Annotated in this window: 21 protein-coding genes; 9 read left to right on the top strand and 12 right to left on the bottom strand. The window is 69.1% G+C overall.

Annotated features, from left to right (window positions below; translation table 11 throughout):
* The first annotated feature begins 6 nt into the window (after positions 1-6).
* Positions 7-1,008: an AraC family transcriptional regulator gene (locus tag BN3385_RS08785; protein ID WP_059016148.1), complete on the top strand. Its 1,002-nt coding sequence runs from the start codon at positions 7-9 to the stop codon at positions 1,006-1,008.
* On the opposite strand, the gene BN3385_RS08780 is transcribed toward BN3385_RS08785, so the two are convergent.
* The 3 genes from BN3385_RS08780 to BN3385_RS08770 are packed head-to-tail and all read right to left on the bottom strand — an operon-like array spanning position 994 to position 5,022.
* On the bottom strand, positions 994-1,854 hold the full coding sequence (locus tag BN3385_RS08780) for a pseudouridine synthase (RefSeq protein ID WP_197415182.1): 861 nt from the start codon (positions 1,852-1,854) through the stop codon (positions 994-996). The two genes, BN3385_RS08785 and BN3385_RS08780, sit on opposite strands and share 15 nt — an antisense overlap.
* The gene (gene glpD / locus BN3385_RS08775; RefSeq protein ID WP_059016146.1) at positions 1,851-3,596 is read right to left on the bottom strand and encodes a glycerol-3-phosphate dehydrogenase; all 1,746 of its coding nucleotides are present in this window, start codon (positions 3,594-3,596) and stop codon (positions 1,851-1,853) included. The genes BN3385_RS08780 and glpD overlap by 4 nt, the downstream gene beginning before the upstream one ends.
* A gap of 10 nt (positions 3,597-3,606) precedes the next feature.
* On the bottom strand, positions 3,607-5,022 hold the full coding sequence (locus tag BN3385_RS08770; RefSeq protein WP_059016145.1) for an NAD(P)H-quinone dehydrogenase: 1,416 nt from the start codon (positions 5,020-5,022) through the stop codon (positions 3,607-3,609).
* Positions 5,023-5,097: 75 nt separating this feature from the next.
* Between BN3385_RS08770 and BN3385_RS08765 the strand changes: the two genes are divergently transcribed.
* A complete protein-coding gene (locus tag BN3385_RS08765) occupies positions 5,098-5,580 on the top strand; it encodes a gamma-glutamylcyclotransferase family protein (RefSeq protein ID WP_059016144.1) in 483 nt (160 codons plus the stop codon).
* Between the two features lie 82 nt (positions 5,581-5,662).
* On the opposite strand, the gene galE is transcribed toward BN3385_RS08765, so the two are convergent.
* Genes galE through BN3385_RS08750 form a run of 3 tightly spaced genes read right to left on the bottom strand, consistent with a single transcriptional unit; the run spans position 5,663 to position 8,978 of the window.
* Positions 5,663-6,628 carry a UDP-glucose 4-epimerase GalE gene (galE, locus tag BN3385_RS08760; protein ID WP_059016143.1) on the bottom strand — a complete coding sequence of 322 codons (966 nt, stop codon included), beginning with the start codon at positions 6,626-6,628 and terminating at the stop codon, positions 5,663-5,665.
* The gene (locus tag BN3385_RS08755) at positions 6,625-7,797 is read right to left on the bottom strand and encodes an amidohydrolase (protein WP_059016142.1); all 1,173 of its coding nucleotides are present in this window, start codon (positions 7,795-7,797) and stop codon (positions 6,625-6,627) included. The genes galE and BN3385_RS08755 overlap by 4 nt, the downstream gene beginning before the upstream one ends.
* Positions 7,794-8,978, bottom strand: a complete 1,185-nt coding sequence (locus tag BN3385_RS08750; protein ID WP_059016141.1) for a M20 family metallopeptidase — start codon at positions 8,976-8,978, stop codon at positions 7,794-7,796. The genes BN3385_RS08755 and BN3385_RS08750 overlap by 4 nt, the downstream gene beginning before the upstream one ends.
* Positions 8,979-9,015: 37 nt before the next feature.
* Between BN3385_RS08750 and BN3385_RS08745 the strand changes: the two genes are divergently transcribed.
* Positions 9,016-9,801 carry a purine-nucleoside phosphorylase gene (locus BN3385_RS08745; protein WP_059016140.1) on the top strand — a complete coding sequence of 262 codons (786 nt, stop codon included), beginning with the start codon at positions 9,016-9,018 and terminating at the stop codon, positions 9,799-9,801.
* On the opposite strand, the gene BN3385_RS08740 is transcribed toward BN3385_RS08745, so the two are convergent.
* Positions 9,720-10,832, bottom strand: a complete 1,113-nt coding sequence (locus BN3385_RS08740; protein ID WP_059016139.1) for an AbrB family transcriptional regulator — start codon at positions 10,830-10,832, stop codon at positions 9,720-9,722. The two genes, BN3385_RS08745 and BN3385_RS08740, sit on opposite strands and share 82 nt — an antisense overlap.
* A gap of 87 nt (positions 10,833-10,919) precedes the next feature.
* Here BN3385_RS08740 and BN3385_RS08735 point away from each other — a divergent pair, with 87 nt between their 5' ends.
* Positions 10,920-11,372: a MarR family winged helix-turn-helix transcriptional regulator gene (locus BN3385_RS08735; RefSeq protein ID WP_059016138.1), complete on the top strand. Its 453-nt coding sequence runs from the start codon at positions 10,920-10,922 to the stop codon at positions 11,370-11,372.
* Complete coding sequence (locus tag BN3385_RS08730) at positions 11,369-12,982, top strand: phospho-sugar mutase (protein ID WP_059016137.1); 1,614 nt, start codon at positions 11,369-11,371, stop codon at positions 12,980-12,982. The genes BN3385_RS08735 and BN3385_RS08730 overlap by 4 nt, the downstream gene beginning before the upstream one ends.
* Here the strand turns inward: BN3385_RS08730 and upp are convergent, their stop codons facing one another.
* From upp to BN3385_RS28895, 5 genes are read right to left on the bottom strand one after another with little or no spacing between them, the layout of a single operon-like run.
* Positions 12,983-13,606 carry a uracil phosphoribosyltransferase gene (upp, locus tag BN3385_RS08725; protein ID WP_059016136.1) on the bottom strand — a complete coding sequence of 208 codons (624 nt, stop codon included), beginning with the start codon at positions 13,604-13,606 and terminating at the stop codon, positions 12,983-12,985. It abuts the gene before it with no gap.
* A gap of 30 nt (positions 13,607-13,636) precedes the next feature.
* Positions 13,637-15,298, bottom strand: coding sequence for an alpha/beta hydrolase (locus BN3385_RS08720; RefSeq protein WP_059016135.1), 1,662 nt, complete (start codon positions 15,296-15,298; stop codon positions 13,637-13,639).
* Positions 15,298-16,254, bottom strand: a complete 957-nt coding sequence (locus tag BN3385_RS08715) for an amino acid--[acyl-carrier-protein] ligase (protein WP_059016134.1) — start codon at positions 16,252-16,254, stop codon at positions 15,298-15,300. The genes BN3385_RS08720 and BN3385_RS08715 overlap by 1 nt, the downstream gene beginning before the upstream one ends.
* Positions 16,255-16,266: 12 nt before the next feature.
* Positions 16,267-16,968: an acyl-CoA dehydrogenase family protein gene (locus BN3385_RS28900; protein WP_231748665.1), complete on the bottom strand. Its 702-nt coding sequence runs from the start codon at positions 16,966-16,968 to the stop codon at positions 16,267-16,269.
* Positions 16,965-17,387: an acyl-CoA dehydrogenase family protein gene (locus BN3385_RS28895; RefSeq protein WP_231748664.1), complete on the bottom strand. Its 423-nt coding sequence runs from the start codon at positions 17,385-17,387 to the stop codon at positions 16,965-16,967. The genes BN3385_RS28900 and BN3385_RS28895 overlap by 4 nt, the downstream gene beginning before the upstream one ends.
* A gap of 128 nt (positions 17,388-17,515) precedes the next feature.
* Between BN3385_RS28895 and BN3385_RS08705 the strand changes: the two genes are divergently transcribed.
* From BN3385_RS08705 to BN3385_RS08690, 4 genes are read left to right on the top strand one after another with little or no spacing between them, the layout of a single operon-like run.
* The gene (locus tag BN3385_RS08705) at positions 17,516-17,761 is read left to right on the top strand and encodes an acyl carrier protein (protein ID WP_059016133.1); all 246 of its coding nucleotides are present in this window, start codon (positions 17,516-17,518) and stop codon (positions 17,759-17,761) included.
* A complete protein-coding gene (locus tag BN3385_RS08700; RefSeq protein WP_059016132.1) occupies positions 17,758-18,708 on the top strand; it encodes a DUF1839 family protein in 951 nt (316 codons plus the stop codon). The genes BN3385_RS08705 and BN3385_RS08700 overlap by 4 nt, the downstream gene beginning before the upstream one ends.
* A 2-nt stretch (positions 18,709-18,710) precedes the next feature.
* The gene (locus tag BN3385_RS08695) at positions 18,711-21,107 is read left to right on the top strand and encodes a glycoside hydrolase family 2 protein (RefSeq protein ID WP_082690341.1); all 2,397 of its coding nucleotides are present in this window, start codon (positions 18,711-18,713) and stop codon (positions 21,105-21,107) included.
* The gene (locus BN3385_RS08690; RefSeq protein WP_197415146.1) at positions 21,104-21,478 is read left to right on the top strand and encodes a holo-ACP synthase; all 375 of its coding nucleotides are present in this window, start codon (positions 21,104-21,106) and stop codon (positions 21,476-21,478) included. Before BN3385_RS08695 ends, BN3385_RS08690 begins: the two co-directional genes overlap by 4 nt.
* The last annotated feature ends 221 nt before the right edge of the window (positions 21,479-21,699 follow it).

Below are 21,699 nucleotides of genomic sequence, written 5' to 3'. Positions count from 1 at the left end.
GAGGACATGCCGATCGTGCGCGGCACGTCGCTGTCGAACTATCCGAACCTGGTCAGCCAGCTCGGCGGTGATCCGACCGCGCTGCTGACCGCTGCCGGCATAGACCCGGCCGCCGTCGGCTGCCACGACGTGTTCGTCCCGCTGTCGCGGGTCGCGGCGGCCATCGAGTCGGCTGCCGCCGGAACGAACACCCCGGACTTCGGCCGACGGCTCGCCCAGTTGCAGGGCATCGAGATTCTCGGCCCGGTCGGGGTGGCGGCCAGGACGTCACCCACCGTCGCCGACGCGGTGCGGATCTTCGAGCACTACCTATCGGCCTACAGCCCGGCGATCAACCTACGCACGACGACGGTGGAGGACCCGGAACGCAGCTTCATCGAGTACCAGATCCTCGATCCCGAGCTGCCGTCGCACCCGCAGGGCGCCGAGCTTTCCCTCGGTGTCACTCTTCGGGTGTTGCGCTTCCTGCTCGGCGCGGACTACTGCCCGCTGTCGGTGCACCTTCCGCACGACCCCCTCACCGACGTCAGCGACTACCGGTCCTACTTCGGGTGTCGTCCGGTGTTCGCCGAGCACGCAATGGGTTTCACCATCCGAACGGCGGATCTGGGCCGACCGCTGCAGCGCGACAAGCTCGCCCACGACGCGGTGATGCGCTACCTGACCAGCATCACCTCGGCAGAACCACGCACCGTGGCCTCGGTGCGCACCCTGGTCCGGCAACTGCTGCCCAGCGGCCAGGTCACCCTGGAGTTGATCGCCGAGCAACTCAGCCTGCACCCCAAGGCGTTACAGCGGCGATTGGCTGCCGACGGCACCACCTTCGCGGGAATCGTCGACGACGTGCGCCGCAGCCTCGCCGAGCGATACCTGCGCGATACTCGAATCACGTTGGCGCACTTGGCCCGTGAACTCGGGTACGCCGAGCAGAGTGTGCTGACCCGGTCGTGTCATCGATGGTTCGGCAGCGGACCGGCCGCCTACCGCAAACAGCTACAACCCAGCTGAGCTGACGAAGCAGCGGCGTTCGCCGGAGAGCGGATCGTCGAACTCCAGCCGGTGCGCCAGCAGCTTCAGTGGCGCCGAAAAGTCGTCATCGGCCACCGGCCGCACACTCGGGTACAGCGGGTCGTTGTCGATCGGCAGGCCCAGCGAGGCCATGTGCACCCGCAACTGGTGGGTGCGGCCCGTCGTCGGCGTCAGCCGGTAGAGCCCGTCACCGAGCGTCTCGACCGTCGTCTCGGCATTGGGTGCACCCGGCTCTTCGACAGCCTGTAACTGGCTGCGGTGCTTCATGATTCGGCTGCGGACCACGATCGGGAAGTCCATGGCCGGCTGTCCCGACGAGCGGGCCAGGTAGGTCTTGGACACCTCGCCCCTGGCGAACATGGTCTGGTAGGCACCCCGGACCTGCGGACGGACGGTGAACAGCAGCACTCCCGCGGTCAGCCGGTCGAGCCGGTGCGCCGGACTCAGCTCCGGCAGGTCGAGATCCCGGCGCAACCGCACCAGCGCGGTCTGCACGACATGACCACCGCGCGGCATCGTGGCGAGAAAATGCGGCTTGTCCACCACCACGATGTCGTTGTCGCGGTGCAGAATCGGGATATCGAAGGGCACCACGACCTCGTCCGGCAGCGTCCGATAGTGGTACACATGCGCCCCGGCGGGCAGCGTCGTGGTCGCGTCGATCACCGCGCCGTCGGCGTCGACCACCTCACCGGCGAGCACCTTGGCCCTGGCCTCCGCACCGAACCGTCGCCCGAACTCGTCGGCCACGTTGCCGCCCTGCAGTCGCAGCCGCGCCGGCCCCAGACCGTCGCGCACCGGAAGTGGGGCTGGCTTGCGGCTCAGTTCAGTGGCACCGGTTCGAGAATCTCGGCGCGCGCCTCCGGCGCGGCCGCCCGCAACGCGTCGGCCGACTCATCATCGGGCTCGCGCTGCGAGAGCACCTCGGCCTCCACTCGCGCCTGATAGGTCGCCACCTCGCGGTCGACGTCCTCGGCGGTCCAGCCCAGGATCGGCGCCACCACCTCGGCCACCTCGCGGGCACAGTCCACCCCGCGATGCGGATACTCGATGGAGATACGCATCCGCCGGGCCAGGATGTCCTCGAGGTGCAGCGCCCCCTCGGCGGCCACCGCGTAGGCGGCCTCGACCTTCAGATACACCGGGGCATCCGTGATCGGTTCGAGCAGCTCGGGCCGATCGACCGCCAGTTGGAGTACTTCGCCGATCAGCGAGCCGTACCGGTCCAGCAGATGGCGCACCCGATACGGGTGCAGGTCGTAACGCGCCCCGACGCTCTGGGTCTGGTTGACCAGGGCGAAGTAGCCGTCAGCGCCCATCAGCGGCACCTTCTCGGTGATCGATGGCGCCACCCGGGTCGGAATGAACTCGGCCGCGGCGTCGACGGCATCCTCGGCCATCACCCGATAGGTGGTGTACTTGCCGCCCGCGATCGCGACCAGACCCGGTGAAGGCACCGCGACCGCGTGCTCGCGGGACAGCTTGGAGGTCTCCTCGCTCTCACCGGCCAGCAACGGTCGCAGCCCCGCGTACACCCCGTCGATGTCGTCATGGGTGAGCGGCGTGGCCAGCACAGTGTTGACGGTGTTGAGGATGTAATCGATATCGACCTTCGTGGCGGCCGGGTGGGCCAGGTCCAGGTTCCAGTCGGTATCGGTGGTGCCGATGATCCAGTGCGTGCCCCAGGGGATGACGAACAGCACCGACTTCTCGGTGCGCAGGATGATCGCGACCTCGCTGACGATCCGGTCCCGGGGCACCACGATGTGCACACCCTTGGAGGCGCGCACCCGGAATCGGCCGCGTTCCTTGCTCAGGGCCTGGATCTCGTCGGTCCACACCCCGGTGGCGTTGATCACCACATGGCCGCGCACCTCGGTGACCTCGCCGTCCTCGGAGTCGCGGATCGTCACCCCGACCACCCGGTCACCCTCGCGTAGCAGCGACACCACCTGGGTGGAGGTGCGCACCACCGCGCCGTAGTGGGCTGCGGTGCGGGCCACCGTCATGGTGTGGCGGGCGTCGTCGACCACGGTGTCGTAGTAGCGGATACCGCCGACCAGTGAGCTGCGCTTGAGCCCGGGGGCCAGCCGCAGCGCGCCGGACTTGGTCAAATGCTTCTGCGCCGGAACGGATTTCGCACCGCCGAGCTGGTCGTAGAGGAAGATGCCCGCCGCGATGTAGGGCCGCTCCCACACGCGATGGGTCAACGGGAACAGGAACGGCAGCGGCTTGACCAGATGCGGCGCCAGGGTGGTCAGCGACAGCTCGCGCTCATGCAAAGCCTCGCGCACCAGACCGAACTCCAGCTGCTCGAGGTAGCGCAGGCCACCGTGGAACATCTTGGAGCTCCGGCTCGAGGTGCCCGAGGCGAAGTCGCGGGCCTCGACCAGGGCCACTTTCAGACCGCGGGTCGCGGCGTCGAGGGCACAGCCGGCGCCGACGACTCCACCGCCGATGACGATGACGTCGAACTGCTCGCTGCCCAGGCGTTCCCAGGCCTGCGCGCGTTCTGACGGCCCGAGGGCGGTCTGGGCAGTGCCCGGTCGGAGGATCGGGTCGCTCATGAACCCCAGGCTAGTCGAGATCGTCGTGGGCCATCAGGCGCCGCGCAGCCTCCACGATCGAGCCGGACAGCGACGGGTACACCGACAGCGTCTGCGCCAGGTCGGTCACCGAGATGCGGTTTTGCACGGCCAGCGCGATGGGCAGGATGAGCTCGGAGGCGATCGGCGCCACCACCACCCCGCCGATCACCACGCCGGTGGCGGGCCGGCAGAAGATCTTGACGAAGCCTTTGGTCAGCAGTGACATCTTGGCCCGGGCGTTGGAGTTCAACGGCAGCATGATCGTGCGGGCGGGCACGCTGCCGTCGTCGATCGCTGACTGCGGCACCCCGACCGCGGCGATCTCGGGCCGGGTGAAGGTGGCCGAGGCGACCGTGCGCAGCCGGATCGGGGACACCCCCTCACCGAGTGCGTGATACATCGCGATGCGGCCCTGCATGGCGGCGACCGAGGCCAGCGGCAGCAGACCGGTGCAGTCGCCGGCGGCATAGATGCCCGACGCCGAGGTCCGCGAGACCCGGTCCACCGGAATGTAATTGCCGGGGCCGAGCTCGATTCCGACCCGTTCCAGCCCGAGCCCGCCGGTGTTGGGCACTGAGCCGACGGTCATCAGGGCGTGGCTGCCGTCGACGGTGCGGCCGTCGGCCATCGTCACCCGGACACCGTCAGCAGTGCGGACCACCGAGTCGGCGCGGGCGTTCTTGACCAGGGTCACGCCGCGTTCGGCGAAGACCTCCTCGAGCACCGCGGCGGCGTCGCTGTCCTCGTGCGGCAGGATCTGGTCGCGGCTGGCCACCACCGTCACGTCGACGCCGAGCTCGGTGTAGGCGTTGCAGAACTCCGCGCCGGTGACGCCGGAGCCGACGATCACCAGATGGTCCGGCAGGTCCGGCAGGTCGTAGAGCTGGCGCCAGGTCAGGATCCGCTGGCCGTCGGGCACGGCGTTGGGCAGCACTCGGGGGCTGGCGCCCGTCGCGATCAGTACCACGTCGGCTTTCAGCACCCCGGTCTTACCGTCGGGTGTGGTGACTTTCACACGGTGGTGGGCCATGCCCGGCACGTCGTCGATCAGTTCGCCGCGACCGGCGACCACGTTGACCTTTTCCCGCAGCAGCTGGAAGCCGATGTCGGCGGACTGCGAGCGGGCCAGCGTCTTGACCCGGTTGTTGATCTGGGGCAGCGAGATCTTGGCGTCGTCGATGCCGATGTCGAAGCCCAGGCCGGACGCTCTGCGCAGCTCAGTGCGCACGCCGGTGGAGGCGATGAAGGTTTTGGAGGGCACGCAGTCGAACAGCACGCAGGCGCCGCCGATGCCGTCGGAGTCGACCACGGTGACCTCGGCGACGTCCTTGCCGCGACCTGCGGCCACCAGGGCGGCCTCGTAGCCCGCCGGCCCCCCACCGATGATCACGATCCGCGTCGTCACGCGCTCACTCTAGTCACCCGAACCAATGACCGGAGTCCCTGCGCTCGGCTGGCCTGCACCCTTTAGGCTTGCCCCGTGCCGCTCTACGCCGCCTACGGATCCAACATGCATCCAGAGCAGATGCTGGAGCGCGCACCGCATTCTCCGATGGCCGGTACCGGTTGGTTGCACGGCTGGCGGCTGACCTTCGCCGGGGAGGACATCGGGTGGGAGGGCGCGCTGGCCACCCTCGTCGAGGACCCCGAGTCGAAGGTGTTCGTGGTGCTCTACGACATGACCCCGGCCGACGAGGAGACCCTGGACCGCTGGGAGGGTTCCGAGCTCGGCTTCCACAAGAAGATCCGCTGCCGCATCGACCGCGAATCCTCCGACACCACAACTGATCCCGTGCTGGCGTGGCTGTACGTGGTGGACGCCTGGGAGGGTGGTCTGCCCTCGGCGCGCTACATCGGGGTGATGGCCGATGCCGCCGAGATCGCCGGCGCGCCGGCGGAGTACGTCCACGACCTGCGCACCCGGCCGGCCCGCAACATCGGCCCCGGCCACGGCGGCGGGTAGCGCCACCATCGATTCTGCGCACATGGTCAGCTGAAGAGCGGAAAGTTAGCCCTCACCGCAGAATGGATGCAGCCAAGCCGAGCTAGGCCCGCAGCCGGGACTGGGTGAACTCCCAAGCGTCCGAGACGATCTCGTCGAGGCTGGTATGCCGGGGCTGCCAGCCCAGTTCGGCGATCGCCCTCGCACTGGAGGCGATCAGCACCGCCGGGTCACCGGCGCGCCGCTCGACATCGCGCACCGCGATCGGCGCGCCCACCACCCGCTCGCAGCAGGCGATGACCTCCCGTACCGAGAAGCCCGTCCCGTTGCCCAGGTTGTAGATCCGGTGCGAGCCGGGCTGCGCGGTCTGCAGCGCCAGAACATGGGCATCGGCGAGGTCGCGGACATGGATGTAGTCGCGGATGCAGGTGCCATCCGGCGTCGGCCAGTCGGTGCCGAACACCAGGATCTCGGGACGCTGGCCCGTCGCGACCTGCAGCACCAGCGGAATCAGGTGCGTCTCGGTGGCATGCCGTTCCCCCAGGCCGCCGTAGGCGCCGGCCACGTTGAAGTACCGCAAGCTGGTGGCGGCCAGACCGTAAGCGGCCGCATACGAGGTGATCGCATGGTCGATGGCCAGCTTGGTGGCGCCGTAGGCATTAGTCGGGCGGGTCGGCGAATCCTCGGTGATCGGCACCGATTCCGGCTCGCCGTAGGTGGCCGCCGTCGAGGAGAACACCAGCCGGGGCGTGCCGGCTGCGCGCATCGCCTCCAGCAGCTGCAGCGTCTTGACGACATTGCCGAACCAGTACAGCTCGGGAGCCACTACCGACTCCCCCACCAGCGACTTCGCGGCGAAATGCAGGACACCATCGAAGGATCCGTCGCCGAGCAGACCGGGGGCGGCCTCGACCATGTCGGCCTCGACGAACTGCGCACCGGCCGGTACCGCGTCGGCGTTGCCGGTCGACAGGTCATCGACCACCACCACCTCGTGGCCTTCTTCCAGCAGGACCTTGGCGCAGACGCTGCCGACATACCCGGCGCCGCCGGTCACCAGCAGTTTCATCCGAACACCGCCGACTGCTCGATGACGTTGACCAGCACCCGCACCCCTACCGCGAGCGCCCGCTCGTCGAGGTCGAACGTCGGCTGATGCAGGTCCAGTTGCGGGCCCTGACCGCTCCACACCCCGAGCCGGGCCATCGCGCCGGGCACCTCCTCGAGGTACCAGGAGAAGTCCTCGCCGCCGCCGGACTGCCGGGTGTCGGCCAGCGCCTCGGGGTCGACGGCCTCGATGGCGTGGGTCATGATCTGCGTCGAGCGTTCCTCGTTGACCACCGGCGGCACACCCCGGTGGTACTGCAGTGAATGCTCGATGCCAAGTGGTGCGAGGAGACCCGAAACAATCTCTCGCACAAGGTCTTCCATGCCCACCCAGGTCTCCCGGCTGGCGGTGCGCACGGTACCGGCCAGTGTGCCGGTCTGCGGGATGGCATTGGCTGCCACCCCGGCGTTGGCCGCGCCCCAGACCATCACCGTGCTGTGCCGCGGGTCGATCCGGCGCGACAGCACGCCGGGCAGTCCGGTGATCACCGTGCCCATCCCGTACACCAGATCCGACGTCAGGTGTGGCCGTGAGGTATGGCCGCCCGGTGAGTGCAGGGTGATCTCGATCGAATCGGCCGCCGAGGTGATCGGCCCGGGGATGATCGCCACCCGGCCGACCGCCAACCGCGGATCGCAGTGCAGGGCGAAGATGCGCGATACCCCGGTCAGCGCGCCTGCGGCAATCGCGTCGATGGCACCGCCCGGCATCAGCTCCTCGGCAGGCTGGAACAACAGCCGCACCCCGACCGGCAGTTCGGGCACCGACGCCAGCGCCGTGGCAGCCCCGATCAGCATGGCGGTGTGCCCGTCATGACCGCAGGCGTGGGCCACGTTCGGCACGGTCGACGAATACGGTGCGCCGGTGCGCTCGGCCATCGGCAGCGCATCCATGTCGGCGCGCAGGGCGATCCGCGGCGCATGCTCGGGGCCGAAGTCACACGTCAGGCCGGTGCCGCCGGGCAGCACCTTCGGATTCAGGCCGGCCTCGACCAGGCGGTCGGCGACGAACTGGGTGGTGGCGAACTCCTGGCGGCCCAGTTCGGGATGACGGTGAATGTGGCGGCGCCACTCCACCAGGTCGTCGAAGTGGGCGGCCAGCCAGCTTTCGGCACTGTCGGCAAGACTCATGTGCGCACCCGCCGATCCCGCAGTTCCAGCACCCGATCCCGCTGCGCCGGCGCCTCAGCCAGCCGAACCACCGTGCGCGCCAACATGATTGCCCCCTCCTCGACCGCCCGGTCAGCGCTGGGTCCGGCCGCGGCGGCGGTGAAGCCCGGCTGGTGGATCACCGCGCTGTCGGCCTCGATGCCCACCACCGGATGGATGCCGGGCAGCAGCTGGGTGACATTGCCCATATCGGTGGATCCCAGCGGCAGCGCGGTCTCGACCTCGGCGGGCACCGGCTGGCGTCCGAGGCGGACCATCTCGTCGCGGAACACTTCGGCCAGCCAGCTGTCGGGCGTGAGTTCGGCGTAGGCCGGTGCGGCCTCGACGACGGTGTAGTCGCAGCCGGTGGCCACCGCGCCCGCCGCGAAACATCCGCGCATCTTCTCCTCCAGCGCTAGTCGCGACGGGGTGTCGGCGGCTCGCATCGTGTACTGCAGCCGGGCCCGGCCCGGAATGATGTTGGTGGCGGCCCCGCCTTCGGTGACGATGCCGTGGGTCATCTGGCCCGGCGCCATCTGCTGGCGCAGCAATCCGATGGCCACCTGCGCCACGGTCACCGCGTCGGCGGCGTTGACACCCAGATACGGGGCGACGGCGGCGTGGGATTCGCGGCCGGTGTAGGTGACCGTCACCTCGGACAGCGAAAGCGAACGCGCGGCGGCGATGTCGATCGGGCCCGGATGGATCATCACGGCGGCCGCGACGTCGTCGAACACCCCGGCATCGATCAGCAGCGCCTTGCCGCCGCCGGATTCTTCGGCCGGGGTTCCGATCAGTGCGACCGTGAGCCCGAGATCGTCGGCGACGTCGGCCAGCGCCAGCGCAGCGCCGACCGCGGAGGCGGCGATGATGTTGTGTCCGCAGGCATGCCCGATGCCAGGCAGTGCGTCATATTCCGCGCAGATTCCGATCACCAGGGGCCCGCTGCCGAAGTCGGCGCGGAACGCGGTGTCCAGGCCGCCGGCCGCCGCCGTGACCTCGAAGCCGCGCTCGGCCACCAGCGCCTGGGCCTTGGCGCAGCTGCGATGCTCGGCGAAGGCCAGCTCGGGTTCGGCGTGAATCGCGTGCGAGAGTTCGACCAGATCGCCGCGACGTGCGCCGACGACGTCGGAAACCCGGGTCGACGCAGTCAGCGTAGGCATCCCCGCAGTATCTCATTGCGGGCTAGGCTCGCAGGCTGTGAGTCCTGACGCCGAGCACGCCGCATCGGTGATCGTCGAGCGCACCGGAGTGGCGCGCCACGACGTCGCCGTCATCCTGGGCTCGGGCTGGGCTCCGGCCGCCGAGGCGCTGGGCAGGCCGGCCGCCGAGGTCCCGATGTCGGGGCTGCCCGGGTTCATTCCGCCGTCCGCACTCGGCCACCGCGGCCGGGTGCTGTCGATCCCGATCGGCTCTCACAACGTGCTGGTGTTTCTCGGCCGCATCCACGCCTACGAAGGCCACGAGCTCAGTGACGTGGTGCATCCGGTGCGCACCGCACGGGCGGCGGGCGCCGAGGTCGTGGTGCTCACCAACGCCGCCGGTGGTTTGCGGCAGGAGTTTCAGGTGGGCCAGCCGGTGCTGATCAGCGACCACCTCAATCTGACGGCGCGCTCACCGCTGGTGGGCGCGCAGTTCGTCGACCTCGTCGATGCCTATTCGCCGCGGTTGCGGACGCTGGCCCGGGCGGTCGACCCGACCCTGGCCGAAGGGGTGTATGCGGGCCTGCCGGGTCCGCATTACGAGACGCCTGCCGAGATCCGGATGCTGCGCACGCTGGGCGCCGACCTGGTGGGGATGTCCACGGTGCACGAGACGATCGCGGCCCGGTCCGTGGGCGCCGAGGTGCTGGGGCTGTCGCTTGTGACGAACCTGGCCGCCGGTATGACCGGCGAGCCGCTGAGTCACGCCGAGGTGCTGGCCGCCGGCCGGGCCTCGGCGAGCAGGATGGGCTCGCTGCTGGCCTCGGTGCTGGCCCGCCTCTGAGTCCAGCGGGCGTAGCCGCGCGCCATCATCGGCGCCGCGAACAGCATGAGCAGGATCCGCACGACCTGCACGGCGATGATGAAGGTGACGTTGGACCCGGTCTCCACCGCGGTGGCGAGCACGGCGTAGATGCCGCCCGGGCTGGTGGCCAGGTAGCCGTCGAGCATGCTGACCCCGGTGAGCTTGGCCAGCACCACACCCAATCCGGCGGTGGCGACGTTGAGCAGCATGATCAATCCGAGAGCGGCGGGCAGCAGCCGTTCGATCGCCCGCAGTGACTCGCGGGTGAACGCCACCCCGGCCTGCCACCCGATCAGCATGTAGGACACCGTGACCAACAGATCGGGCACGGCGAGTCCGAAGGACAGCCCGGTCAGTTCGAGGACGATCGTCAGGGCCATCGGGCCGAGCAGGCCGGCGCCCGGCAATCGGATGAGCCGTCCGGCGACCGATCCCACGAGCGCCAGCGCGGCCAGCATCGCGAGGCTGACGTACCACGGTGCGGGATGCAGGTCGGTGGCGGGAGCAGCCGCCGCTGAGCGCTCGGCGTGGAACACGAGGGTGACGACGACCGGCATGGCCGCGGTGATAACGGCCACCCGCAGGTACTGCACCACCGCGACGATCCGATCGTCTCCGCCGAGTTCACGGGCGATAGCGACCAGGCCGGACGCGCCGCCGGCCACCAGCGCCAGTGACCCGGTGAGCGCGCTGACGTCGCGGCGCATGCCCAGCAACATCCCGGCCCCGATGCTCAGCAGCAGGGTCACCGCACTGACGGCGAGGACGACGGGCCAGTCCGATCCGAGCGCTCCGAGCGCGTCGGAATGCACCATCGTGCCGATGTACACCCCGAGGACGCCCTGTGCGGCCAGGCCGGCTCTGCGCGGTACGGCGGTCGGGGCCAGGCGAGCAATCGCCAGGGCCACACCGACCAGCAAGGCGGCGAACAACGCCGCCGACGGAACACCGAGCAGGTCCAGCGGCACGGTGACTCCGATTGTCACGAGAACCAGCAAAACCCATCTCATATTGCTAAGTATAGACTTGCTTTCTGCTCAGTATCAACTGCGTGTTCCAACGTTCAGATAGCTAGATACCAAGGTATAACTTGTTATATGACTGAAAACGTCGCCGCCCCCGCCACTGAGCTGCGGGAAGCCATGATGGCGCTGGCGCGCCAGCTGCGCCGGCACCGACCCGATAACGGCCTGACGCTGAGCCAGCTGGAGCTGCTCGGCGACGTCAACCGTGCCGGGACCACCACGCCGGCCGAGGTGGCTGCCCGCCTGCAGGTGCGGGTGCAGTCGCTGACCGACAGCATCAACGAACTGGAATCCCGCGGGCTGATCTCCCGTCGACCCGACGACAATGACCGGCGCCGCCAGTTGATCGAGCTCACCCCGGCTGGGCTGGACCTGCTGCTCCACGACCGCGCCCAACGCGACGCATGGCTGTTCGACGCCATGCGCGAGCACCTCACCGACCTCGAGTTCAACCTGCTCATGCTCACCGCACCGGTACTGCGCAAGCTGGCCGACGCCGAGCACGGGGCACAATCGACGGCGTGACCCCCGAGGAATGGATCGCCCACGATCCCGACCCGGTCACGGCCGCCGAGCTGGCCGCCTGCGACGCCGACGAACTGGCCGCCCGGTTCGCCCGTCCGCTGACGTTCGGCACCGCCGGCCTGCGCGGTCCGGTGCGCGGCGGTCCGGATGCGATGAACGTGGCGACGGTGACCCGCGCCAGCTGGGCCGTGGCCGCGGTACTGCGGGACCGCTGCCTGGGCGGGTCGACGGTCGTGGTGGGCAGAGACGCCCGGCACGGTTCGCAGGCGTTCGCCGTGGCAACCGCTGAAGTGCTTGCCGCCCAGGGCTTTTCGGTGGTCGCTTTCCCTCATCCCGTCCCGACACCGGTGGTGGCCTACGCGGTGCGGGCACTGGGAGCCGCCGCGGGCGTGCAGATCACCGCCTCGCACAATCCGGCGGCGGACAACGGCTTCAAGGTGTACTTCGACGGCGGCATGCAGATCATCTCGCCGACCGACCGCGCCATCGAGGCCGCGATCGCCACCGCACCGCCCGCCGACGAGATCCCCCGAGAACCCGTCACCCCGGCAGGAACCGACCTCGTCGACGACTACGTGGCCCGCGCAGCCGGGGTACGGCGGTCGACGGGTTCGGTGCGGGTGGCCTTGACCGCCCTGCACGGCGTCGGCGGCGAGCTGGCGCTGCGAGCCCTGCGGCTGGCCGGATTCGACGACGTGCACACTGTCGACAGCCAGTTCACGCCTGACCCGGACTTCCCGACGGTGGCCTTTCCCAACCCCGAGGAGCCCGGTGCCACCGACGCCCTGCTGCGGCTGGCCGCCGAGGTCGGCGCCGACATCGCGATCGCACTGGATCCCGACGCCGACCGATGCGCCATGGGAATCCCCACATTAGAGGGCTGGCGGATGCTCAGCGGTGACGAAACCGGTTGGCTTCTGGGCGATTACATCCTCGCCATGCTTCCCGAGGGCCAGGCAACGAGCAGCGTGGTGGCCAGCAGCGTGGTGTCGTCCCAACTGCTGGCGGCGATCGCCGCCGATTGCGGCGCCCACCACGTGCAGACCCTCACCGGGTTCAAGTGGCTGGCCCGAGCCGATACGACGACACCCGGCACCCACCTGGTCTACGCCTACGAAGAGGCCATCGGCCACTGCGTGGACCCCGCCGCCGTGCGCGACAAGGATGGAATCAGCGCCGCGGTACTGGCGTGTGATCTGGTGGCAAACCTTGCCGGACAGGGCCTTTCAGTACCGGACGAGCTAGACCGGCTGGCGCTACGCCACGGTGTCCACACCACCGCGGCACTCTCGCGGCGGGTGGCGGACCCGGCCGAGGCCGCGGCGATCATGGTGCGACTGCGCGCCGAACCGCCGACCGCACTGGCGGGCTTTCCCGTCGCGGTGACCGATCTTCTGCAGGCCCGCGGTCAGCAGCGCACCGACGCCCTGATTCTGTCCGGCGGTGACGACCAGACCTCGGTGCGGGTGGTGATCCGCCCGTCGGGAACCGAACCGAAGCTCAAGTGCTACAGCGAAGTTCGCCGCAGCGTCACCGACGACCTGGCCACGGCGCGACGACAGGCCGCCGCGGTCCAGGATCAGCTGCTCGACGCTGCCGGCCGTTGGTAGTCAGCGCGGCCCGAACTGACGGTCGCCGGCGTCGCCGAGTCCCGGCACGATGTAGGCGACGTCGTTGAGCCCGTCATCGATCGCGGCGGTGAACAGCCGGGCCTCGGGTGCCGCCTTCTTCAGCGCCGCAATGCCATCCGGTGCGCACACCACGCACACCACGGTGATGTCGACCGCGCCGCGGCTGTGCAGCAGACCGATGGTGTAGGCCATCGACCCGCCGGTGGCCAGCATCGGGTCGAGCACCATCACCGGCTGGGTGCTCAGATCGTCGGGCAGCGACTCCAGGTACGGCGTTGGCTGGTGGGTGGTTTCGTCCCGCGCGACACCGACGAAGCCGACCTTGGCCTCCGGGATCAGCGCGTGCGCCTGGTCGACCATGCCCAGCCCGGCCCGCAGGACCGGGACCAACAGCGGCGGTCGGGCCAGCCGGCTTCCGATGGTGTCGGCCAGCGGGGTCTTGACGCTGATCTCCTCGCACGGCGCATCCCGGGTGGCCTCGTAGACCAGCATGTGGGTCAGGTCGCGCAAGGCGGCACGAAACCCCGCGTTGTCGGTGCGCTCATCGCGCAGCGTGCTCAGCCGGGCAGCGGCCAGTGGGTGGTTGACGACACACACATCCATGCGCTGAGACTGTAGTGGCCCGCGCCCCGGCTAGCGGAAGTTGAGCACGGCCCGGCGCAGCGCGGCCAGGATGCTCTGGTGATAGGCGGCGTGGTCGCCATTGGGCACCTCCACCAATTCGGGCGGTGCGGCGGCCGACCGCAACCGGCGCAGCGCCTGCAGGCCCTTGTTGGCGACGAACAGTTTGGTGTCGTGCGGGCACAGGATCACGGTGGCGGCCACCCCACGCCGGGCCAGCGCCGCGAGCACCACCTCGGGCGCCTGCACCACACCGGTGCGGCCCAGCGCCCGCCAGCACTGCGTCGGCAGCAGATTCTGCACCTGCCTGCGCAGCCGGGCCCGCGGCGTCTGCTCCCAATCGATTTCGTCGTCGTCGCCGGGCATGGTGCGGGCCCGCAGCACCTTCTTGATCCGCCACGACCACAGCAGGGTGTTGACGAACACCACCGAGTCGGCGCCGAGTTGGCGGGCGCCATAGGCGGCATACCAGCTGCCCGAGCACACCCCGGCGAACTGGACCCGTGCGGCTCCGCGGCGGGCATAGTCGGTGGCGGCCAGCGCATCCTGGGCGCCGTCCTCGGAATAGACGTACACCTCTTCGACGCGCCCGGGGGTGGTGCTCTCCCCCGCGCCGCGGCGGTCCCAGCGCAGCGCCGACCGGCCCTGGGCCGCCACCGCGCGCGACAGTTCCACCCACTCCCGATTCGGTCCGTGGTGCGGGTTGTTGGCGTTGGTGAAGAACATCACCACCGAGTCGCTGGCCCCGGACTCCGGCAGCGTGCGGATGGCGAACATGTCGTAGGGGCTGATCCGTTCGATCTGCTCGACCACCACACCGTCGGCGAACGGAATTCGGGCCGAGTCGGTGAACTCCATCGTGACCGGCGTGCGCTCCTGGCCGACCTGCTGATCGAGCCACTCGGTGGCGGCGTCGACAGCATCAAGCGAGATCGGCACCAGAAGCCGTGAGGGCTGGGCACATTGGGTGAATCCGTCGACCAGCACGGTGGTGGTGCCGGCGTCGCCGACAAGCGTCTTGACGTTCTTGTCGTAACCCTCTGAACGGGTGATCACCAACCGCTCGGCCGGACCGCCGTCAGCGCCGAGGGTCAGGGCCGCGAATTCCTTGGCCGCCTCCGGGGCCAACCGGGCGCCGATCGTCGAGACGACACCCGGCGGCACGTCGTCGGTACCCACGGCGATCTTGAAGAAGGACGTCTGCTCACGCAGGTAGCGCTGGCCGCTGCCGACCGGGTCCCAGTAGACGACCCGGGTGATCGACGGGTAACGGTCCAGGACGCTGTCGAGGATGACGCTGCCGGCGCGCACCGCGACCGCCGAGATGTCGGTGACACCGGCGGCGCGCAGATAGTCCAGGGCGTGGCCGATGCTGGCCTGCCAGTCACCGACCGCACCGGGGCGGGTCTGGTCGAACGACGAGTCACCGCTGCCGAGATAGTCGAACCGGAATACCAGCAGCCCGCGGGCGGCCAGCTCGTTGCCGAGCAGTCGCAAGGCCCGTAACGCGTCGGCGTGGTCCTTGCCCAGCGACCCGCACACCAGGACAGCGCCGCGTACCTTCTGGTCGGCGGGCAGATGCGCCACGCCGAACAGCGGTGACTCGGCGGGGCCGAACCACGTCGGCCGCTCCACCACCTCGAGCCGGGTGCGCGCGGGCAGCAGGTCCGACATCACTCGGTCCAGCCCATCGCCGTCTGCACGGCCGAGGGCCAGGTGTCCGGTTGCAGGCCGTGGGTGCGCAGCAAGGCCAGCGCGATGCGCTCCATACCGAACCCGACGCAGGCACTGTGCGCGACGTCGCCCTCGGCGGTACGCAGGCCGAAGGTTTCACCGAAGTGGTCGCGATGGCAGTTGGCCGACACGATCGCGGTGCCGTCGTCGAGGTCGCCGTAAAGCCGAACTGTCAGTTCGGTTTTCAGGCCTTCGTCGCGCTGGTTTGCGGCCAGCATCTTGCCGACCCGGCCGAAGAACGGGTCGTTGGCCGGGACCGCCACCGCGTCGAGCCCGAGTTCCTCGAGTACCGCCATGCCGTGCCCGATCCAGGAATCGCGGTGACTCTCGGCCTGCTCGGCGGAGCCGACCATCACGAACTCGTGCATCCGGAACGCCTGCATCCGCGCGGGGTCGATGGCCGGCTCGTGCCGGAAGCAGTAGCCGTAGATGTCCATCAGCTGTCCGCCTTCGGGCAGCACTTTGGGCAGTGTGGAATAGCTGGGGTGGCAGGCCGCCGACACCAGCATGGTGCCGGCGGAGTTCAGGTGACCGTCCCACGGCCGGCCGGCATCACGATCCTCCAGCAGTGCGCGGTGGTCGCGGTTGTCACCGGTGAAGGTCGACACCGCTCCGGTCAGGTTCGGGAACGACGCGATGTAATCGGTCTTCTCGAAGGCCTCCCGGGAGAACACCGGCGGGAACCGCAGCACCTTGGCGCGTGCCCCGTGCACCGCCTGCCCGGCGCGCCGGACCGCGACGTCGATCCCGTCGACGACGCGCTCGAACTCTCCCCCACGCCCGTACAGCCCCTCGATCCCCATCGGAACAAGGAGCCCGGCTGCCACCAACTCGGCGTTGAACTGCTGCCTGGCCCGCTGTAACGGGTCGACCAGAACCTCACTGGTCGAACTCAAGATCCCCCCTCATCATCCGCGGTGAACGAACGCCAGTTGGGCGTTGTTCGCACGGATCCGGTCGTTGGACACCATCAGCTGCGGGCCGAACGCATCCCGCAGCAGCCGGCTCATCGAGGCTTCGTGGTCCTCACGGTAGCCATTGATGCCGATCAGCTGCAGAGCGCCGACGACGACGTCGACGACCGCCGTGGAGGCGCCCAATTTCAAGTTGTTCATAGCAATGGTAAAACCGACCGTTGGTTCGGTTTCGCCCGAGCGCAGAAATTCGTCGTAACGCTGCACTTCGCGCATCACCAACGACTCGAACGCCTGGTGCACACCGGTCAGGTCGGCCAGTTTGACGGCGTCGGCATCCCGGTTCGAGCGCCCCGACCGGGCGCCCTTGCGCATCACCTGGCGCGCCTTGCCCAGCGCGGCGTCGGCGATACCCAGCCACACCGAGGCCCACAGCGTGTGCGATGAGGGCAGCATCGTGTATTCGGAGATCGTCGAATAATCAACCGGCACAATATTTTTCGACGAGGTCTTGCTCTTCAGCAGGAAGCCGGGGCTGCAGGTGCCGCGGAATCCGAGGACATCCCAGGTGCTGGTCTTTTCCAGCGAGGTGTCTGCCACCGGGCACACCAGGAGCACCTGGTCGTTGGCGGGGCTGTCCGGGCTGCGGCGCGCGGTGGTGCAGATGTAGTCGGCGTACTCGGCATACGAGATCACCGGAGCGTTCTTCTCCAGGGTGACCTCGTCACCGAGATCTCGGTGGTCGCCGAGGCCAGTAGCGCTTCCTGTGCGGCGATGGTTGCGGTCAGATCAGCGATCTCGCCGGTGCCGCCGTGGTGCGCCAGTGTCAAGGCCTGGGTGTGGTGCATCGCGAAGACCATCGCCGCCGAACTGCACGCGCCACCGATCGCGCGGGCGATGCTGGCTAACTCCGCAATGCGAACCGAGCCGCCGCCCAAATTTGACGGAAGCGAACACGAAAGAAAATTTGCCTCCTTCAGCGACTCCACAGCTTCCGACGGGAACCGCGCCTTGCGATCGACATCGTCGGCGGCAGCCGCAGCCACCTTGATCACTGCAGATAGCTGGGGGGTCGCAGCAGCGGCCGATCCGGGGGCGAGAAGGCGGTCGTTCATAGGGGCTCTCATGTTAGCTGAGACAACGGCGGCGCGTACTGCTACGCGCCTACGCTACCAGGCAGCTAAGATGTTGCTGAGATTCGTGTGGCGAACACATCGGCGGCGATGAGTCAGGGAGAGGGCGCATGCAGGAACGGATCCGTGAGGTGCTCGCGGCGCATGGTCGGATGCCGGTCGATCCGCATGGCATCGACAGCGACGCGGACCTCTACAAGCTGGGACTCACCTCTCACGCATCGGTAAATGTCATGCTCGCGCTGGAAGACGAGTTCGATATCGAATTCCCCGACGAGGCGTTGAAGAAGTCGACCTTCGCCTCGGTGACCAACATCGCCCGCGTCGTGGGCAGCCTCGCTGAAACACCCGTGTGAGTCTCGTCGTCTCTGCCGAGCCTGACACTCACCAGCCGCACTTCACGCATTCCCCGGACCGCATCTGGCCGGAGACGAACTGCTACTTCGATCTCTGGATCGAGTTGCTGCACGTACTGGGGCTCGACCCGGTGCCGTCCTTCGCCAGTGCGCTGTCCGCCGACCATGACGGTATGCACTGGTCATTCCTCAAACCGCTGCCGGAAGACATCCGCCGTCTCTACGGTCTCGAGGTAACCGAGGAGAACGTCTGGATGTCGGTACTGGAGACCGTGGAGTCCGGCCCGCCGCGCGGCGTGCTGCACACCGTCGAGGTGGACAGCTGGTGGCTGCCCGACACCGCGGGCACCGCGTATCGCACCGAGCACGTCAAGACCACGATCGTGCCCACCCGCGTCGACCGTGACCGCAAGCTGATGTGGTACCTGCACAACGCCGGCCTCTACGAACTGCGGGACGACGATTTCGACGGGGTTTTCGGCCTGTCCGAGGAATCCGCCGCAGCGCTACTGCCCTATATCGAGCAGATCCGCAGCTATCCGGACCGGCGCGAACCCGACGCCCTCAAGCAGCTGGCCACCGAACATCTGTCCCGCCGCCCGGCCGGCAACCCGGTGGAACGGCTCGCCGACGGCCTGCGCCGGGCCACCACATGGCTCCCGCACGACGGGATGCCGCGCTTTCATCGATGGGCCTTCGCCACATTGCGGCAATGCGGTGCCACCGCGGAGTTGGCTGCGGATTTCGTGGTCCACCTCGACGACGTCTGCCCCGGTGCCGCGGCGGCCGAAAGTCACTTCCGCGGTGTCGCCGCCGGCGCGAAGTCGGTGCAGTTCAAGATGGCCCGGCTGGCCAACGGCCGCACCGTCGACGTCGACTCGGCGCTGACCGAGATGGCGCAGAGCTGGCAGGCCGGTATGGATCGTCTCGTGGCCGCGGTGGGCTGACGATGCTGGACCGGTGGCAGGTCGTCCGCACCGCGCCGGGCGCCTTCGGCAAGCCCGGGGAACTCGCCGATCTGTGGTCCGACGACCTGGTCCTCGACGGTGCCGCGCCGGTGGCCACACTCGCCGCCGTCGACGACGACCATGACTGGTGGCACCGGTCCGCGGTGACGGCCGACGAACCGGTGGTCGTCGACTTCGGCGGGCTGAGCTTTCCCGCGACGGTCTTCGTCGACGGACGCGAAGCCGCCGAGTGCACGTCGATGTTCCTGCCCGTGCGGGTGACCCTCGAGGCCGGCACCCACGAGATCGCGGTGTGCTTCCGCGCGCTCAACAGCTGGCTGGCGCAGCGCCGCCCACGGGGCCGCTGGCGATCCAGCCTTGTCGGTCCGCCGGGGCTGCGCTGGGCGCGCACCACGCTGCTCGGCCGCGCCCCGGTGTACGGCGACGTGCCCGTCCCGCTCGGGTTGTGGCGGCCGGTCACCGTGACACCGCACCGGCTCTCCTTCGACGTCACCCTCACCGCCGACCCGGACACCGGCCGCGTCGAGATCACCGGCAGCGGGCCCGACGCCGTGCTGGACTATGCCATTGACGGGCCCTCAGGCGAGGCGGTCGCGGCCGGCCAGACCACCGTCGCCGGCGGGTCGTTCACCGTCGCGGCCCAGGTGCCCGATCCGCAGCTGTGGTGGCCGCGCGGCTATGGCGATCAGCCGCTGTACCGGCTACACGTGACCGTGGCCGGCGAGCCGGTCGCTCGGCGCACGTTCGGATTCCGCACTATCGCGAGCGTCGACCGGGATACCGGATTCGGGTTGCAGGTCAACGGGATTGACGTGTTCTGCCGGGGCGCCACCTGGTTCCCGCCCGACCCGGTCGCCCTCGCCGTCGACGAGGCAGCGGTGCGCCGACAGGTCAGCGCCCTCGCCGAATCCGGCGCCACCATGGTGCGCCTGGTCGGCGGGCTGCTGCCCGAACAACCGGAGTTCTGGGCCGTCTGTGCCGAACTGGGGGTGCTGGTGTGGCAGGACGCCATGCTGGCCACGTTCGACCCACCCGCCGAACTGACCGCCGTCATCGTCGAGGAAGTCACCGCCGTGCTGCGGGCCGTCGCCGGCAACCCGGCCCTGGCCGTCGTCAGCGGCGGCAGCGAGACACTGCAGCGGCCCGAGATGCTCGGCTTCGACAAGCCCGGCCACGCGATGGACCTGCTGGACGTCGCCCTGCCCGAAGCTGTCGCACAGGCGGGTATCGCACAGGCGGGTATCCCCTACGTCCGGTCCAGTCCCGCCCCGCCCGACGGCAGCGAGGACCTGGCGATCCGGCCGGACACCGGCGTCGCACACTGGTTCGGCGTCGGCGGATACCTACGCCCGGTGGCCGACGTGCGGACCGCGGGCGTGCGCTTCGCCGCCGAATGCCTGGCCTTCGCCAACCCGCCGTCACCGGCTGCTGTCGAACGGCACTTCGGGTCGGCCGCCGTCGCCGGTCACGATCCGCGGTGGAAGGCGGCGGTACCCCGCGACCGGGGCGCCTCGTGGGACTTCGAGGACGTCCGCGACTTCTACGTCCGCGAGGTGTTCGGCGAGGACCCGGCAGCGATCCGCCGGGTCGATCCGGAGCGGTATCTGGAACTCGGCCGGTTGGCGATCGCCGAGGCGATGCTGGCGTGCTTCGCCTTCTGGCGGCGGGCCGATTCAGATTGCCGGGGTGCGCTGGTGCTGGCCGGCAAGGACGCCCGCCCCGGCGCGGGCTGGGGTTTGCTCGACGCCGACGGCGCGCCGAAGGCGGCGCTGCAGGCATTGCGGCGGGTGTGGGCGCCGCAGTCGGTGGTGGTGTCCGACGACGGCCTGAGCGGGATCCGCATTGACATCCACAACGACGGCCCGGCAGCAATCCGCGGTGACCTCACGCTGGCCGCCACCGACGCCGCGGGGCAACTGGTCACCGAGGCCGCCCGCGCTATCGAGGTGCCCGCCCATTCCTCGCTGACCGTCACCGACTCGCACCTCTCGGGCGTGTTCCGCGACCTGTCGCACGCGTTTCGGTTCGGGCCACCCACCGCCGACGCGGTCGAGGCCGTGGTCCGGCTGGCCGACTCCGCCACGGTGCTGCGCGATGCGCTCGTCGTCTATCCGCGTGGCGTGCAAGTGCATACGGGACTGCGCGCGGTGGCTGACCGGATGGACGGAACGTGGGAACTGGAAGTCCGCTCCGATGTCGCACTGCGCTATGTCGGTGTCGAGGCCCCGGGCTGGCAGGTCTCGGACAACTACTTCCATCTGCCCGCGGGCCGTCCGTATCGGGTGCGGCTGCATCACCAGGATCCCGACGCCGTGCCCGCGGGCACCGTCGGCTCTGTGGACTCCTACTCCGCTGCCGCGATCGAGACGGCGCAGTGATCGACGGCATCCGGGTCGGTTGCGACGTCGTGTCGGTCGCCGAGGTCGCGGATTCGATCGCGACGTTCGGCGATCGCTATCTGCACCGGGTGTTCACAGCGGCCGAGATCGACGACTGCGCCGGCGCACCGGAACGGCTGGCCGCCCGGTTCGCCGCCAAGGAGGCCGTCATTAAGGTCTTCGCCGAACCGGAAGCGCATTTTCCGTTGCTCGACATCGAGATCCGCGGCACCGGAGCGGCACCGACACTGCACCTGTCCGGCGTCACCGCCGAACGGGCCCGCGCCCAGGGCTGGGGTCAGACCGAGGTGTCCCTGTCGCATGCGGACTGCCATGCGATGGCCGTCGTGGTCGTGACGTGTGCGACATGACGGCCGCCGCGATGGCCACTATGCTTGCTAGCAAGTTAACGAAAGACCACCCCGCAAAGATGACCAGCGAGTGTCGCGAGGAGATAACGCTTGTGACACAGGGTTATTTCGGGTGCATGTGGCGCCGCGCCGCGACCACACCGTAAGCAACAGTTATTGTTGAGCAAAACTCGGCTAGTTCGCCGCGCTGAGTGGGGCTCCACAGACGACGAGCCTGACGA

Origin of the sequence: Mycobacterium sp. M26, from assembly GCF_001494595.1 — a bacterium.
In the GTDB taxonomy this organism is placed as follows: Bacteria; Actinomycetota; Actinomycetes; order Mycobacteriales; family Mycobacteriaceae; genus Mycobacterium.
The sequence above is the reverse complement of the archived record's forward strand: the minus strand, read 5'-3'. Positions and strand labels throughout refer to the sequence as shown.

Coding starts and splice junctions, on each gene's coding strand:
- BN3385_RS08695 (WP_082690341.1), top strand. CDS start 18,711: ATGCTGGACCGGTGGCAGGTCGTCCGCACCGCGCCGGGCGCCTTCGGC.
- glpD (WP_059016146.1), bottom strand. CDS start 3,596: ATGAGCGACCCGATCCTCCGACCGGGCACTGCCCAGACCGCCCTCGGG.
- upp (WP_059016136.1), bottom strand. CDS start 13,606: ATGGATGTGTGTGTCGTCAACCACCCACTGGCCGCTGCCCGGCTGAGC.
- BN3385_RS08705 (WP_059016133.1), top strand. CDS start 17,516: ATGCAGGAACGGATCCGTGAGGTGCTCGCGGCGCATGGTCGGATGCCG.
- galE (WP_059016143.1), bottom strand. CDS start 6,628: ATGAAACTGCTGGTGACCGGCGGCGCCGGGTATGTCGGCAGCGTCTGC.
- BN3385_RS08720 (WP_059016135.1), bottom strand. CDS start 15,298: ATGTCGGACCTGCTGCCCGCGCGCACCCGGCTCGAGGTGGTGGAGCGG.
- BN3385_RS28895 (WP_231748664.1), bottom strand. CDS start 17,387: ATGAACGACCGCCTTCTCGCCCCCGGATCGGCCGCTGCTGCGACCCCC.
- BN3385_RS08755 (WP_059016142.1), bottom strand. CDS start 7,797: ATGAGTCTTGCCGACAGTGCCGAAAGCTGGCTGGCCGCCCACTTCGAC.
- BN3385_RS08740 (WP_059016139.1), bottom strand. CDS start 10,832: ATGAGATGGGTTTTGCTGGTTCTCGTGACAATCGGAGTCACCGTGCCG.
- BN3385_RS08735 (WP_059016138.1), top strand. CDS start 10,920: ATGACTGAAAACGTCGCCGCCCCCGCCACTGAGCTGCGGGAAGCCATG.
- BN3385_RS08785 (WP_059016148.1), top strand. CDS start 7: ATGCCGATCGTGCGCGGCACGTCGCTGTCGAACTATCCGAACCTGGTC.
- BN3385_RS08750 (WP_059016141.1), bottom strand. CDS start 8,978: ATGCCTACGCTGACTGCGTCGACCCGGGTTTCCGACGTCGTCGGCGCA.